This is a genomic window from Massilia solisilvae, from assembly GCF_024753215.1.
GTDB classification, from domain to species: Bacteria; Pseudomonadota; Gammaproteobacteria; order Burkholderiales; family Burkholderiaceae_D; genus Telluria; species Telluria solisilvae.
Genome location: NZ_JANUGV010000001.1, coordinates 548,830 through 562,758 on the forward strand (window position 1 = coordinate 548,830; position 13,929 = coordinate 562,758).

General features: G+C 69.7%; 11 protein-coding genes. 8 read left to right on the top strand and 3 right to left on the bottom strand.

The annotated features are described in order from the left end of the window. Nucleotides 1–2: 2 nt before the first annotated feature. From motD to NX773_RS02420, 5 genes are all read left to right on the top strand, one after another. Nucleotides 3–761 carry a flagellar motor protein MotD gene (gene motD, locus NX773_RS02400; RefSeq protein WP_258854790.1) on the top strand — a complete coding sequence of 253 codons (759 nt, stop codon included), beginning with the start codon at nt 3–5 and terminating at the stop codon, nt 759–761. A 93-nt stretch (nt 762–854) separates the two neighbouring features. Continuing rightward, the gene (locus NX773_RS23595) at nt 855–4,586 is read left to right on the top strand and encodes a PAS domain-containing sensor histidine kinase (RefSeq protein ID WP_258854791.1); all 3,732 of its coding nucleotides are present in this window, start codon (nt 855–857) and stop codon (nt 4,584–4,586) included. Beyond that, entirely contained in the window at nt 4,579–5,220 is a 642-nt protein-coding gene (locus NX773_RS02410) for a response regulator (protein WP_258854792.1), read from the top strand. Before NX773_RS23595 ends, NX773_RS02410 begins: the two co-directional genes overlap by 8 nt. A gap of 173 nt (nt 5,221–5,393) precedes the next feature. After that, nucleotides 5,394–7,979 (top strand): EAL domain-containing protein, encoded by a 2,586-nt coding sequence (locus NX773_RS02415; RefSeq protein ID WP_258854793.1) that lies wholly within the window; start codon nt 5,394–5,396, stop codon nt 7,977–7,979. A 36-nt stretch (nt 7,980–8,015) separates the two neighbouring features. Then, nucleotides 8,016–10,505, top strand: a complete 2,490-nt coding sequence (locus NX773_RS02420) for a bifunctional diguanylate cyclase/phosphodiesterase (RefSeq protein ID WP_258854794.1) — start codon at nt 8,016–8,018, stop codon at nt 10,503–10,505. 112 nt (nt 10,506–10,617) lie between these two features. On the opposite strand, the gene NX773_RS02425 is transcribed toward NX773_RS02420, so the two are convergent. The 3 genes from NX773_RS02425 to flgA form a co-directional block, all read right to left on the bottom strand. Beyond that, nucleotides 10,618–11,082, bottom strand: a complete 465-nt coding sequence (locus NX773_RS02425; protein ID WP_258854795.1) for a flagella synthesis protein FlgN — start codon at nt 11,080–11,082, stop codon at nt 10,618–10,620. A gap of 9 nt (nt 11,083–11,091) precedes the next feature. Beyond that, nucleotides 11,092–11,397 (bottom strand): flagellar biosynthesis anti-sigma factor FlgM, encoded by a 306-nt coding sequence (gene flgM, locus NX773_RS02430; protein ID WP_258854796.1) that lies wholly within the window; start codon nt 11,395–11,397, stop codon nt 11,092–11,094. 103 nt (nt 11,398–11,500) lie between these two features. Further along, entirely contained in the window at nt 11,501–12,184 is a 684-nt protein-coding gene (gene flgA, locus NX773_RS02435) for a flagellar basal body P-ring formation chaperone FlgA (RefSeq protein WP_258854797.1), read from the bottom strand. Between the two features lie 167 nt (nt 12,185–12,351). Here flgA and flgB point away from each other — a divergent pair, with 167 nt between their 5' ends. Genes flgB through NX773_RS02450 form a run of 3 tightly spaced genes read left to right on the top strand, consistent with a single transcriptional unit; the run spans nt 12,352 to nt 13,915 of the window. Then, entirely contained in the window at nt 12,352–12,774 is a 423-nt protein-coding gene (gene flgB, locus NX773_RS02440) for a flagellar basal body rod protein FlgB (RefSeq protein WP_258854798.1), read from the top strand. Between the two features lie 2 nt (nt 12,775–12,776). After that, complete coding sequence (flgC, locus tag NX773_RS02445) at nt 12,777–13,181, top strand: flagellar basal body rod protein FlgC (protein ID WP_258854799.1); 405 nt, start codon at nt 12,777–12,779, stop codon at nt 13,179–13,181. A gap of 14 nt (nt 13,182–13,195) precedes the next feature. Further along, the gene (locus NX773_RS02450; protein ID WP_258854800.1) at nt 13,196–13,915 is read left to right on the top strand and encodes a flagellar hook assembly protein FlgD; all 720 of its coding nucleotides are present in this window, start codon (nt 13,196–13,198) and stop codon (nt 13,913–13,915) included. Nucleotides 13,916–13,929 lie beyond the last annotated feature (14 nt).

Consider the following 13,929-nt stretch of genomic DNA (forward strand, 5'->3'; position numbering starts at 1 on the left):
CCATGGCGCGCAAAAAGTACGAGGAGCCGGAGGAGCACCAGGACCGCTGGCTGGTCTCGTACGCCGACTTCATCACGCTGCTGTTCGCGTTTTTCGTGGTGATGTACGCGGTCTCGGTGGTCAACGACGGCAAGTACCGGGTGCTGTCCGCCTCGCTGGGCGACGCGTTCGGCGGGCGCGACGCGGCAGCGGTCAAGGCCGAGCGCACCGAGGTCGAGCCGCCGCTGCCGCTGGCCTCGATGGTGGCGCGCCGCCGTGCCGAGGCGACGCGGCGCGAGAAGGAACGCCTGGCCGCGCTGGCGCGCCAGCTGTCCAACACGCTGGCGCCACTGGTCAAGACCGGCAAGGTGCGCGTGACCCAAAGCGGGCGCGGCGTGTCGGTCGAGATCAACGCGAGCGTCCTGTTCGACAGCGGCGACGCCAGGCTCAATGGCGATTCGGTCGAGGCGCTGCGCGCGGTGGCCGGGCTGCTCAAGGACGACACCCACGCGATCCAGGTCGAGGGGCACACCGACAACATCCCGATCGCCAATGCGCAGTTCCCGTCCAACTGGGAGCTGTCGGCCATGCGCGCCAGCAGCGTGGTGCGGCTGTTCATCGACAGCGGCGTGGCGCCGGAGCGCCTGACCGCGGTGGGGCATGCCGCGACCGAGCCGGTGGCCGCGAACGAGGACCCGGTCGGACGCGCGCGCAACCGCCGGGTGGCGGTGACCATCATCTCGGCGCTGCCCGAGCCGCCGACCGAAGTGCCGACACGTTAGCCGTCGTGCGGGGTGGCACCCCTGCCTTGCAGTGTCCATCGATGCAGGAACTTGCTAGAATGAAATCTGACATGTCAAATTTTCATTTCCCTCGTGACACCTGACCGCCCCCCGACTGGCCTGGCTTCCCATCCCGTCGCCCACTGGCGCCGGCTGTGCGGCGCCATCGCGCTGGCGCTGGGCTCGCTGGTGCTGGCGCTGGCCGCGTTCGCCGCCGATTGGGCTGCCGCCAACGCGCGCGCGTTCGCCGACGTCGGCATCGGCACCGCCGCCGCCTTTGCGCTGTGCGGCGCGGCGCTGCTGCTCGATGGGCGCAGCCGCGGCCGGCGCGCAGCGGTGCGCATCGCAGGCGGGCTCACGCTGGCGCTGGCACTGATGACGCTGCTGCAGCCGCTGCACGGCATCTACGCCGACAGCCTGCCGGCCCAGTTGCTGACCAATGCCGACCCGCGCGACTTGTCCCCCGGCCTGTGGCCCGGGCGCATGCGTTCGGGCGCAGCCTTCGCGCTCGGCCTGGCGGGGACGGCATTGCTGCTGTTGCCGGGCCTGCGCGGTCAGGGCGTGCTGCTGGCGCAGCTGTGCGGCGCGGTGGTAGCCGCGACCGCGCTGCCGTCGCTGCTGTCCAACCTGCTGGGGAACGTGCTGCTGGCCGGCGGCCGCGGGGGCTTGCAGGTGCCTGTGCCTACCGCGCTGGGAATGGCGGCGGTCGGCTGCGGCCTGTGCCTGGCCGCGCCCCGGCCTGGCTGGGTGGCCGCGCTCAAGGGGCGCGAGGACCGGCGCATCTTCTTCACCAGTTTTGCGCTGTTCGCGCTACTGTCGGTGGTGGCCAGCATGGTCGGCGTGGGCATCGTCGGGCGCTCGGCGATGAACAACTTCCAGGAAGCGTGGCTGACATCGTTTCGCTCGAACGCATCGCTGTTCCAGTTCTCGCTCGAGGCGGCCGCGGCCCAGGGCAGCAGCGCGCTCCAGTCCCTGCGCCGGCCCGTGGCGAACCAGGCCTGGGCCGGCGCACTGGAACAGGAGCTGCGCCGCCTTGGCGGGCGCGCCAACCTGGCGCTGATCGCGCGCGACGGCTCGCCGCTGGCGCGGGCCGGCAGCAGTCATTACCGTGACCAGTTCAGCGTCACGCTGCCGCTGCCGCAAGCGCCGCGCCTGTACTGGAGCGACGGCTGGCGCCTGCTGTTCGAGGTGCCGCAGGGGCAGGACCGCCTGCTGCGGCTCGACCTGGAGCTGGCCGCGTTCAATGCACGCTTTGCCGGCATGAACGGGAGTGCCACCAGCGGCGAGATGCGGGTGTGCGCCATGCGCGACGGGCGGATCGCCTGCTTTCCGTCGCGCCTGCAGCCGGAAACGGTGACGCTGCCGCTGGTGCGCGGCGATGCGCGCCTGCCGATCCAGCTCGCGCTCGAGGGCCAGACCGACGTCGGCATCCGGCATGACTACCGCGGCGCGGAGGTACTGGCCGCTTACGGCACCATCCCATTGGGGCTGGGGCTGGTGCAAAAGGTCGATACCGAGGAATTCTTCCGCCCGCTGCGGCGCCAGTTGTTGGCGGCGCTGGCCGGCATGGTCCTCTTGATACTGGGCGGCGCGTCGCTGCTGCAGTGGCGCACCCAGCCGCTGGTGCGCGGCCTGGTGCGCACGCGCGCGCGGCTCGATGCGATCCTCGACAACGTGCCGGCCGGCGTGCTCACCTTCGACGCGGCCGGGCGCGTATTGTCGGCCAACCGCGCCGCCTGCCGCATGTTCGGCTACGCGGCCGATGAACTGTCCGGCGTGTCGATTGGCCGGCTGCTGGGCGCCAGGGCGCTCCCCGCGGCCGGGAGCGAGGGCCGGGTGCAGCAGCTCACCGGCTACCGGCGCGATGGCGGCGAGCTCGCGCTCGAGGTGCTGTCCAACGAATTCAGGCTGGGCGAAAGGCGGCGCCACATCGCCATTGTGCAGGACGTGGGCGAGCGCGTGCGCATGGAGCAGGCGCTGCGCCAGCGCGAAGCGAGCCTGGCCCACGCGCAGCAGATGGCGCGCATCGGCAGCTGGGAGCGCGACCTGGTCACTGGCCGTTCGTGGTGGTCGGACGAGACCTTCCGCATCTTCGGCCTGGCTCCCGGCGGCGAGCCGCCGGACCGCGAGGCCACGCTGGCGCTGCTGCACCCGGACGACCGCAGCGCCAAGGTGCAGGCGGAACGCGACGCCATCGCGCGCCTGCGCAGCTACGACGTGACGTTCCGGGCGATGCCGGCCAGCGGCCAGGTACGCGTGATCCATTCGCGCGCCGAGGTCGAGTTCGACGCGGCCGGCACGGCGTTGCGCCTGCGCGGCACGATCCAGGACATCACCGAAAAAACCTGGGCCGACGAGCAGATCAGGAAGCGCGAGGAACAATACCGCGCGCTGGTCGAGAACTCGCCGGACGTGGTGATCCGTTTCGACCGCGAGCTGCGCTGCGTGTACGTCAATCCGGCGCTGGCCGCCGCCCCCGGACTGCATCCGGTGATCGGCCTCGGGCGGGTGCTGGGCGACGGCGACAAGCGCGCCTCGGTGCCATGGGTGGCGGCGGCGCGCCGGGTGCTGGGTGGCGGCCGGCCGGACACGTTCGAGGTGGCGGTCGATGGCGGCGGCGCGCTGTGCCACTACCAGGTGCAGGTGGTGCCCGAATTCCGCCAGGGCGGGGTGGTGGCGGCGGTGCTGGCCACCGCGCGCGACATTTCCGCGATCCGCAGCGGCGAGGCGGTGCTGCGCGAGAGCGAGCAGCGCCTGGCCGGCATCGCGGCCAACACCCCCGGCGCGGTGTTCCAGTGCGTCTGGAGCGGGGGCGAGCTGACCTTCACCTACGTCAGCGAGGGCGTGGCCCAGCTGTTCGGCGAGACGCCGGGCGCGGTGCTGGCCGACCCGCGCCGCCTCACCGGCCACTTCCTTGACGGCGAGCGGCCCGGCTTTTATGCCAGCCTGGCGCGCTCGGCGCGCAGCCTGAACATGCTCAACTGGGAAGGGCGCGCCCACACCGGCGACGGTCGCCAGATCTGGGTCAATTGCCGCGCCACCCCGCGCATGGCGGGCGCGGCCACGGTGTGGGAAGGGCTGATGCTCAACATCACCGACAGCAAGCGCAACGAGCAGCAGCTGACCGAATCGCGCCAGCTGCTGCGCGAGCTGTCCGCGCACCGCGAGCTGGTGCGCGAGGAGGAGCGCAAGAAGGTCGCGCGCGAGGTCCATGACGAACTCGGGCAGGCGCTGACCGCGCTGCGCATGGACGTGGCGCTGCTGCGCATGGCCGACGGGCCGCACAGCGAGGCGCTGCTGGCCCGCTTTGCGGCGATGAAGGAGGCGGTGGACCGCACCATCGGCATCGTGCGCAACGTCACCTCGGCGTTGCGCCCGGCCGCGCTCGACCTGGGCCTGAACGCGGCGCTCGAATGGCAGGTGGACGAATTCGCGCGGCGCTCCGGCATCGAATGCGTGCTGCACGCCGACGAGGCGGATGTCGAGCTCGACGACGGCCAGGCCACGGCCTTGTTCCGGATCGTGCAGGAGTCGCTCACCAACGTGCTCAAGCACGCTGGCGCGAGCTACGTCGAAGTGCACCTGGAAGCGAGCGACGACAGCATTGCGCTGGCGGTGCGCGACAATGGACAGGGCTTCGCCGCCGAAGCGGCGCCGCAGCGCGGCAAGTTCGGGCTGATGGGCATGCGCGAGCGCGTCCTGATGCTGGGCGGGACCGTGGAGATCAACAGCGCGCAGGGCGTGGGCACCAGCATCGAGGTCCGCCTGCCGCGCACCAACCTGGGCGCGCCGGCGCTCCTTGATGAAGAGAGATGCGATGGGTGAAACAATCCGAATCATTCTCGCCGACGATCACAGCATCGTGCGGCACGGACTGAAACAGCTGATGGGCATGACCACCGATCTGCAGGTCGTGGGCGAGGCCTCGAACGGTCAGCAGGTGCTGGGCTTGCTGCCCGGCGGCTGCGACCTGCTGCTGCTCGACCTGTCGATGCCGAACCTGTCGGGCGTGGAGCTGATCCGGCGCATCGCCGCGCGCGAGGATGCGCCGCGCGTGCTGGTGCTGTCGATGCACAACGAGGCGCAGCTGGTATCGCGTGCGATCAAGGCCGGCGCGGCCGGCTACCTGACCAAGGACAGCGATCCCGAGACCCTGATCGCGGCGATTCGCAAGGTCGCCCGCGGCGGCCGCTACATCGACCCGGCGCTGGTGGACACGATGGTGTTCGACCACGGGCTGGGCGACGACAAGCCGCCGCACGAGCGCCTGTCCGACCGCGAGTTCCAGATCTTCCAGTTGCTGGTGTCGGGCGACTCGGTCAACAACATCGCCGCGCGGCTGTCGCTGTCGGCCAAGACCATCAGCACGCACAAGCTGCGCCTGCTGCAAAAGATGCAGATGTCGAGCATCGCCGAGCTGACCCGCTACGCGCTGGAGCACCAGCTGATCCCGCACTAGAAGGGTAGGGAAATCCCTACGTCTGACTGCGGTTATCCTTACACCGCTTTCCAATTTCCCCGATTGTTCGGGCCCTGCAAATCACTCACCATCGGACGCTGGTGAAACTGTAAGCAGGGCAAGCGAATGCGAAAACAAGGGCGGCATGCAGGCGGCCGCGCGCCGGAGCGCGCATGAAGGACCTGCGCGAAGCGGTACTGCAGGTGGCGCGCGAGATCGGCCTGACTGACGAGGAAATCGCCAGGCGCAAGGACTTCCTCGAGCTGACCGCGCACGACTGCGAGATCCTGCGCGACGTGCAGGCGAGGATCGCGCGCGACAGCGAAAGCTTTGCCGACACCTTCTACGAACACGTGCTGTCGTTTTCCTCGATGCGCGCACTGGTGCCCACCGAGGACGCCCAGCTGCGCCTGCAGCATGCGATGGGCGCCTATTTCGCCAGCCTGTGCGGCGGCGACTATGGCCCCGGCTACGTGGCCGAGCGCCTGCGCGTGGGGCTGGCGCACCAGCGCATCGGACTTGAGCCCAAGTGGTACATCGGCGCGTATCGCAAGTACCTGGGCGAGCTGGTGCAGATCCTGGGCCGCCAGCTCGGCGAGGATCCGCAGTACCTGCTGGCCGCCTGCAACGCGGTGCTCAAGGTCGTGTGCTTCGACATGGGGCTGGCGCTGGACACCTACTTCCATGCCTCGCAGCGCAGCATCCTGGAAAAGCGCGCCTACCTCGAGCAGGTGATCGACGGCATGCCGGCCGGGCTGGTCGTGCTGGGGCCGGACCTGCGCGTGCTTTCGATCAACCGCACGATGGCCGACATGCTCGGGGTGCCGGACGACGCCCTCGAGGGTCAGCCGCCGCTCGCCAGCCTGCTTGGCTGCGCCGACCTGGAGCAGCGCGCGCTCGCGGTGCTCGAACACGGCACGCCGCTCGACCACGTGCTGTGCACCATCGACGGCGGCGCCGACGGCGTGCGCTACCTGGAATTCAACATCCGCCGCACCGAGGAGGGCGGCGCCGCGCTGCTGCTCCTGATCGGGCAGGACATCACGTTCCGCCGGCGCGCCCGCCTGCGCCTGCAGGAAAGCGAGGAGTACTTCCGCCTCACGTTCACGCAGGCCGCGGTGGGCATGGCGCACATCGCGCGCGACGGCCGCCTGATGCGGGTGAACCGCAAGCTGCGCGACATCCTCGGCTACGGCGAAGCCGAACTGCTGCAGCAGAACTGGATCGCGATCACCCATCCCGAGGACGCCGGCGAGGACGCGGCACTGATGACGCGCCTGGCCGAGGGCCGGATCGGCGAATACACGCGCGAAAAGCGCTTCGTGCGGCGCGACGGCCGCGCGCTGTGGGTGGCCTCGAGCATGTCGGTCATGCGCGACGCGGCCGGCACCCAGCGCTTCATCGCGGTGGTCGAGGACATCTCGCGCCGCAAGCAGGCCGAGGAGGCGCTGCTGCGCATGGCCAACCACGATGCGCTCACCGGCCTGCCCAACCGGGTCTTGTTGCAGGACCGGCTGGCGCAGGCGATCGCGCACGCCCAGCGCTCGCAGCGCCAGGTGGGCGTGGTGTTCGTCGACCTGGACCGCTTCAAGCTGATCAACGACAGCCTGGGGCATGACGCCGGCGACCAGTTGATCGTGGAGATCGCGCAGCGCCTGTCGGGCAGCCTGCGCGAGAGCGACACCGTGGCGCGCCAGGGCGGCGACGAGTTCGTGGTGGTGCTGGCCGACCTGGGCGGCGAGGACGACGCGGCCAAGGTCGCCACCAAGCTGCTGGGCAGCCTGTTCCAGCCGCTGACCCTGGCCGGGCAGGAGGTGTTCCCGACCGGGAGCATGGGCATTGCGATGTACCCGCGCGACGGCCTGGACAGCCAGGCCCTGCTCAAGAGCGCCGACAGCGCGATGTACCGCGCCAAGGCGCTCGGCGGTAACCACTTCCGCTTCTACAATCCGTCGCTCGACGCGCAGTCGCTGGAGGCGCTGCGCATGGAAGGCGCGCTGCAGCGGGCCTTGCAGCGCAATGAATTCGAAGTGCTGTACCAGCCGCTGGTGGCGGTCGATGGCGGCGCGATCGCCGGCGTGGAGGCGCTGCTGCGCTGGAAGCGCGACACCGGCACGCTGCTGCCGCATGACTTCCTGGCGCTGGCCGAAGAGACCGGCCTGATCGTGCCGATCGGCGAATGGGTGCTGGCCACCGTGCTGGCCCAGCAGGCCGCCTGGCGCGCCGCGGGACTGCCGCGCCTGCGGGTGTCGGTGAACCTGTCGGCGCGCCAGTTCCACGACCAGGACCTGGCGGCGCAGGTGGCGCGGCTGGCGCGCGAGGCAGGCTGCGAGCTGCCGTGCCTGGGCCTGGAGGTGGCCGAGAGCGTGCTGGCGCAGGACGCCCCGGGCACGCTGGACACCATGCGCAAGCTGGCCGCGATGGGGGTGCTGCTGTCGATCGACGACTTCGGCAGCGGCTATTCCAGCCTGGCCAACCTGCGGCGCTTCCCGATCCACAGCCTGAAGGTCGACCGCTCGTTCGTCAGCGACATCACGTCCGACCGCGACGACGCGCAGATCGTCAAGGCCGTGATCGCGCTCGCCCATTCGCTCAAGCTGCTGGTGGTGGCCGAGGGCGTCGAAAACGAGGCCCAGGTCGCGGTGCTGCGCGAGCAGGGCTGCGACCTGATGCAGGGCTATTACCACAGCGCGCCGATGACGGCGAGCCAGTTCGAGGCGCTGCTGCGCCGGGGCGCGCATGAAGCCGCGGCGGCCTGAGTGGCGCGGGGGGCGCCACGCGTTGACGGAGGGTGAATGAACACGTCGCATCAGGATGACATGGACAGCATCGCGCCACCGGGAACCGGCGCGCGCGTGGCGTTGCTGATCGCGTTGATGGCGCTGGTGCCGGTGCTGGTCGAGCTGGGAGTGGCCCCCGCGGCGCCATGGCTGCGTCAATGGTACCTGCCGCTGCACACGGTCATGGAGTGCTTTGCCGTGCTGGTGGCATGGCTGGTGTTTGCGGTCGGCTGGAACGGCATCGACATCCACCGGCGCGGCATGGTGCTGGTGGCGCCGGCCTTCCTTGCCGTCGGGCTGCTGGACCTGGGCCACCTGTTGTCGGTCAAGGGCATGCCCGGCCTGGGCGCGCCGGGCAGCGTGGGGCAGGGGATCCTGTTCTGGCTGGCGGCGCGCAACCTGGGCGGCTGCGCGCTGCTGGCGCTGGCGCTGGTGGCGGCGCCGGCCCCGGCCAGCCGCGCGGCGCGGCGCGCCAGCCTGGCCGGCGCGCTGGCGATCACCGCGCTGGCCGGGTGGATCGCCGTGCTGCATCCGGACCTGCTGCCCGCCACCTGGACCGACGGCGGCGGGCTGACCACGTTCAAGGTCGGCGCCGAGAACATGGCCACGCTGATCGTGACAGCCGCCGCGTTGCTGCTGCTGCGGCGCGCGCGCCGCACCAATTCGGCCGGCTGGTGGTACGCCACCGCCGCCGCGGCCGCCAGCGCCGTGCAGGGCGTGTGCTTTGCGCTCTACCGCGAACCGGACGACATGATGAACTTCGTGGGCCACGTGTACAAGGTGGTGGCCTACCTGTGCCTGTACCGCGCCGTGTTCGTGACCACGGTGATGCGTCCGTACCAGCGGCTGGCGCGCTCGGAGCGCTCGCTGTTCGAGAGCGAGAACAAGTTCCGCAGCCTGATGGAGGCTGCCCCGGACGCGATCGTGCTGTCCGACGCGCGCGGGCGCATCGTGATGGTTAACACCTGCGCCGAGCAGCTGTTCGGGCTGCCGCGCCACATCGCTCCGGGCATCCCGGTGCAGGCTTTCGTGCCGCCCGGCGGGCAAGATGAGCTGGAGGAGGTCACCTGCCGCCGCGTGCAGGGCGAGCCGTTCCCGGCCGAGGTGCGGCGCGCCAGCCTGGCCAGCGGCGACGCGCGCCACGACATCGCGATCGTGCGCGACGTCACCGAGCGGCGCCGGCTGGAGAAGGAACTGCTGCGCCAGCTGTCGCACGACGCGCTGACCGGCCTGCCCAACCGGGCGCGCATCATCGAGATGCTGGACGAGGCGATCGGCGCGGCGCGCGCGGCCGGGCGCATGCTGGCGGTGCTGGTGCTGGACCTGGACCGCTTCAAGAAGGTCAACGACGACTACGGCTACTCGCACGGCGACGCCGTGCTGCGCGAATGCGTGCAGCGCATCGAAGGCTGCCTGCGCGAGGGCGACACCCTGGCGCGCCAGGGCGGCAACGAATTCATCGTGGTGCAGCAGGGCGTGGCCGGCCGCCACGAGGCGGGCGCGCTGGCCGAGGCGCTGCTGGCGCGCATGCGCGAACCGTTCACGCCGCGCGGCCAGCAGGTGTTCCTGTCGGCCAGCGTGGGGATCGCGCTGATGCCCGAGGACGAGGCGGGCGCGGGAGCGCTGCTGCACAAGGCGCAGGTGGCGATGGGCGCCGCGCGCCAGGACGGCCCCGGGCGCTACCGCTTCCACACGTGGGAGATGGAGCGCGCGATCCGCGAGCGGGTGAGCATGGAGAGCTTCCTGCGCCACGCGCTCGAACGCCAGGAGCTGGCGCTGCAGTACCAGCCGCGCGTGTCGATGGCCAGCAACGAGATCGTCGGGGTCGAGGCGCTGGTGCGCTGGCGCCATCCGGCGCTGGGCCTGGTCGCGCCCGGCCGCTTCATCCCGATCGCCGAGGAGACCGGGTTGATCGAGGAGATCGACATGTGGGTGCTGAACGAAGCCTGCGCCTGCGCGGCGCGCTGGCAGGCCCAGGGGCTGCCGCCGGTGCGGGTGTCGGTCAACCTGTCGGCGCGCCTGTTCCAGCAGGACGGGCTGGCGCGGCGGGTGCGCGCGGTGCTCGACGAGGCCGGGCTGCCGCCGTACCGGCTCGAGCTCGAGATCACCGAAAGCACGGTGATGCACGACATCCGCGCGGCGCAGATGGTGCTGCACTCGCTCAAGCAGCTGGGGGTGGCGGTGTCGATCGACGACTTCGGCACCGGCTACTCGTCGCTCAGCTACCTGAAGCGCTTCCCGATCGACGTGCTCAAGATCGACCGTTCGTTCGTCACCGACGTGATGGCCGACCCCAACGACGCGGCCATCGTGCGCGCCCTGATCGCGCTGGCGCACGGGCTGGACCTTGAGGCGGTGGCGGAAGGGGTGGAAACGATCGACCAGCTCACCTTCCTGAAGGCCAACGGCTGCGACGAGATCCAGGGCTACTACTACAGCCCGCCGCTGTGGCCGGAGCAGCTGGCGCTGATGCTGACCAAGAAGGAGCATTCCAGCCTGCATTGAAGGCGCGGGGATTCGAGCGTGAGCTGAACGCGTGGGCAGGTTTCCTGCCCACGCGTTCAAATGCAACCAAAAAGGCCGCACATGCGGCCTTGACGATGGGGGAGGGTGGCTGTCAGCCCAGCACGAAGCGCTTGGACGGCCCGCCGCCGAAGGAGAGCCCGCCGGGGCCGTACACGGTGCTGTCGGCGTTGGCACCCTGGGGACGCAGTTCGGTCAGCACCTGCTGGTTGTGCGCCATGTGCTTGTTGATGAGCATGCCGTTGACGCGGTTCAGTTCCTTGGCCTCGCGCGCCGCATCCAGCAGCTGTTCCCACTCGGCGCGCGCGCTGGGCGCGCCATGCGCCGCCAGCCACGGTTCCATGCCGGCTTCGGCCGCTTCGAACCCGGCTTGCGACAACAGCCGGTGGCGTTCGACCGCCTGCGCGGCCAGTTGCTGCACCAGCTGGTTCTTGCGCGGCGTGACCTGCGACAGGGCGTCCGCATCGGCCGCCACCAGCAGGCGTTGTTCCTCGCGCAGCAGCTCGGTGAGCGATGCCAGCAGCTGCCGCTCGGCGGCCAGGGTCGAATCAGGGGTCATGCGTCTTTCTTAGCGTTTGCGCGAATGCAGCAGATCGCGGACGGTTTCGAGCAGGCTGTCGGCCACTTTTTCGGAGTTGACCTTGAACTGGCCGTCGGCGATGGCCGACTTGATCCGCTCCACCTTCTTGGTATCGAACGTCCCCGCGCCGCCGACCGCGCCGGCCAGCGCCTGGCCCTGCGACGACAGGCTCACGGTGTCGGTCGGCGCCTGGGTCGGGGGAGCGACCGCCTTGTCCGCGCCCCTGGTGCCCGCCGCCGGCGTACCGGCCGAGGGCAAGCCCTGGTTGCCTTTGAGGGTATCGTTGATTTTCACAGCATCATCCTTGGTCTGACCGAAGCAACAAGCCCCGGCATCTGCAACCGGTAACGGCAGGCCCGGACGAAACTTTAGCACAGCATGGGATTTTTTCGCGCTGTCAGAACGATACGTCAACCACCCCGCCGGCGCGGGCGGTGCCGGAGACCACGGTGCCGTTATTGGTGCGTACCTGCACCACCTGGCCCTCGGCGGCATTGCCCAGCGCCTTGGCTTCGCTCGAGACCGAGAAGTTGCGGCCGTTGGACACCAGCCGCACCGCCTGCCCCTGCTGCACCACCGGGCGCGCCTTGAGGATGTCGGTGCGCAGCGGCACCCCCGAGGCCAGCGAGACCAGCGGGGTACGGCCGACCGCCTGCGCGATCTCGGTCAGGATTCCGTTCGGCATGGCGGCGATGTCGCCCTTTAACAACACCAGCTGCCCGGCCTCGATCGGCTGGCCCTGGGCCAGCGGGACGGCCGTGGTCACGTAGTCGGCCAGCACGCTCACCTGGGCCTGCAGGAAGATGGTCCAGGCCGGCGCGGCGCAGCGTACCCCGACCGTGGTCTTGCCCCAGGCGCGTGCGCCCGGCTGCAGGAATGCTTCAAGCGCCGGGCAGGCCGGCAGCGCCAGGCGCGCATCGGGCGGGGTAATGCTGACCTTGACCTGGCCGGGCAGGCCGGCGGTCTGGGTGGTAAGGAACTGGTGGGCCACGGCGGGCAGGGCGGCCAGGTTCTGGCGCGGCGGCTGGGCCAGCGCAAGCGGGACGGCCAGCAGCAGGGCGAGGAAGACGGGCAATTTCATGGCAAGCGGGCCGATAGCCTTGGGCGATGTTGCCATCTTAGGGGGCCGGTCCGGGCGGCCAAACCATAAATAGGCCGGGTTTGGCGCGCCTTCTCTATCGATTGGGCACAGGTCCGCGCCCGTATGATCGAACCTGTCATAACAGGAAAAGCCCGGAAAGGCATCCCATGCTCGGCAAACTCGACGACTACCTGCGCTTCCAGGAAACCGCGCTGGCCCTGCGTGCCCAGCGCCAGGAGATCCTTGCCTCGAACATCGCCAACGCGGACACGCCCAACTACAAGGCGCGCGACTTCGATTTCCAGGGCGCCCTGCAGGATGCGCTGACCAAGCAGAGCTCGCCGCCGGGCGTGCTGGCCACCACCAATGCGCGCCACATCCCGCGCGGCACCCCGGATGGCAACACCCTGCCGGACGGCACCCAGGTCCAGTACCGCACGCCGACCCAGAACACGGTGGACGGCAACACGGTGGACATGGACGTCGAGCGCGCCCAGTTCGCCGACAACGCGCTGCGCTACGAAGCCGGCGTCACCGTGCTCAACCAGCAGATCCGCGCCATGCTCGCGGCAGTGCAAGGAGGCCAGTAATCATGCGTTCGCTCTTTAATATCTTCAACGTCGCCGGTTCCGGCATGAGCGCCCAGTCGCAGCGCCTGAACGCGGTCGCGTCCAACCTGGCCAATGCCGACAGCGCCGCCAGCAGCACCGGCGAAGCCTACCGCGCCAAGCAGGTGGTGTTCGAATCGGTGCCGCTGGACTCCGGCGGCGCCGGCGTGCGCGTGAAGGAAGTGAAGGACGACCAGTCGCCGTTCAAGAAAGTGTTCGACCCCAAGCACCCGCTGGCCGACAAGGACGGCTACGTCAACATGCCGAACGTGAACGTGGTTGACGAGATGGTCAACATGCTGTCGGCCTCGCGCGCCTACCAGAACAACGTCGACACCATGAACGCGGCCAAAGCAATGCTGCTCAAGACTCTCACCCTCGGCTCCTGATCAAGAGGCACCCCATGTCCGTTACCACCACCGCCGCCACCAGCACCAGCATGAACGAGCTGATGGCGACCATGAACGCCAAGACCAGCACCACCGCCGCCGCCGGCAGCGTGGAAGCGGAAACCAACAAGTTCATGACCATGCTGGTCACCCAGCTCAAGAACCAGGATCCGCTCAACCCGATGGACAACGCCCAGCTCACCAGCCAGCTGGCGCAGCTGAACACGGTCTCGGGCATCAACAAGCTCAACGCCACGCTTGAAACGCTGGCCGGCAGCTACCAGACCACCCAGGCGCTGGCCGCGACCAACCTGATCGGCAAGGGCGTGCTGGTGGACGGCAGCCACGCGGCGCTTGCCAGCGGCCAGAGCGTGTTCGGCGTGGAGCTGGGCAGCGCGGCCGACAACGTCAAGGTGATCATCACCGACCCCAAGACCGGCAAGGATGTGCAGACCATCGACCTGGGCCCGAACCAGGCCGGCGTGCTGCCGATCGCCTGGAACGGCGTGCCCGACCCGAGCAACGTGGATGCGGACGGCAAGCCGGTGGTGCTGGCCGATGGCAACTACACGATCCGCGTGGTGGCCACTCGCGGCACCGACACGCTGACCGACGCCAAGACGCTGTCGCTGGACACCGTGGCCAGCGTGACCACCAACGCCAAGGACGGCGTGAAGCTGAACCTGCCGAGCAAGGGCATGGTGACGCTGGCGGACATCAAGCAGGTTCTGTAACAGGCGAACGAATT

Coding starts and splice junctions, on each gene's coding strand:
- NX773_RS02450 (WP_258854800.1), top strand. CDS start 13,196: ATGTCCGTTACCACCACCGCCGCCACCAGCACCAGCATGAACGAGCTG.
- flgA (WP_258854797.1), bottom strand. CDS start 12,184: ATGAAATTGCCCGTCTTCCTCGCCCTGCTGCTGGCCGTCCCGCTTGCG.
- NX773_RS02420 (WP_258854794.1), top strand. CDS start 8,016: ATGAACACGTCGCATCAGGATGACATGGACAGCATCGCGCCACCGGGA.
- flgB (WP_258854798.1), top strand. CDS start 12,352: ATGCTCGGCAAACTCGACGACTACCTGCGCTTCCAGGAAACCGCGCTG.
- NX773_RS02415 (WP_258854793.1), top strand. CDS start 5,394: ATGAAGGACCTGCGCGAAGCGGTACTGCAGGTGGCGCGCGAGATCGGC.
- NX773_RS02410 (WP_258854792.1), top strand. CDS start 4,579: ATGGGTGAAACAATCCGAATCATTCTCGCCGACGATCACAGCATCGTG.
- NX773_RS02425 (WP_258854795.1), bottom strand. CDS start 11,082: ATGACCCCTGATTCGACCCTGGCCGCCGAGCGGCAGCTGCTGGCATCG.
- flgC (WP_258854799.1), top strand. CDS start 12,777: ATGCGTTCGCTCTTTAATATCTTCAACGTCGCCGGTTCCGGCATGAGC.
- motD (WP_258854790.1), top strand. CDS start 3: ATGGCGCGCAAAAAGTACGAGGAGCCGGAGGAGCACCAGGACCGCTGG.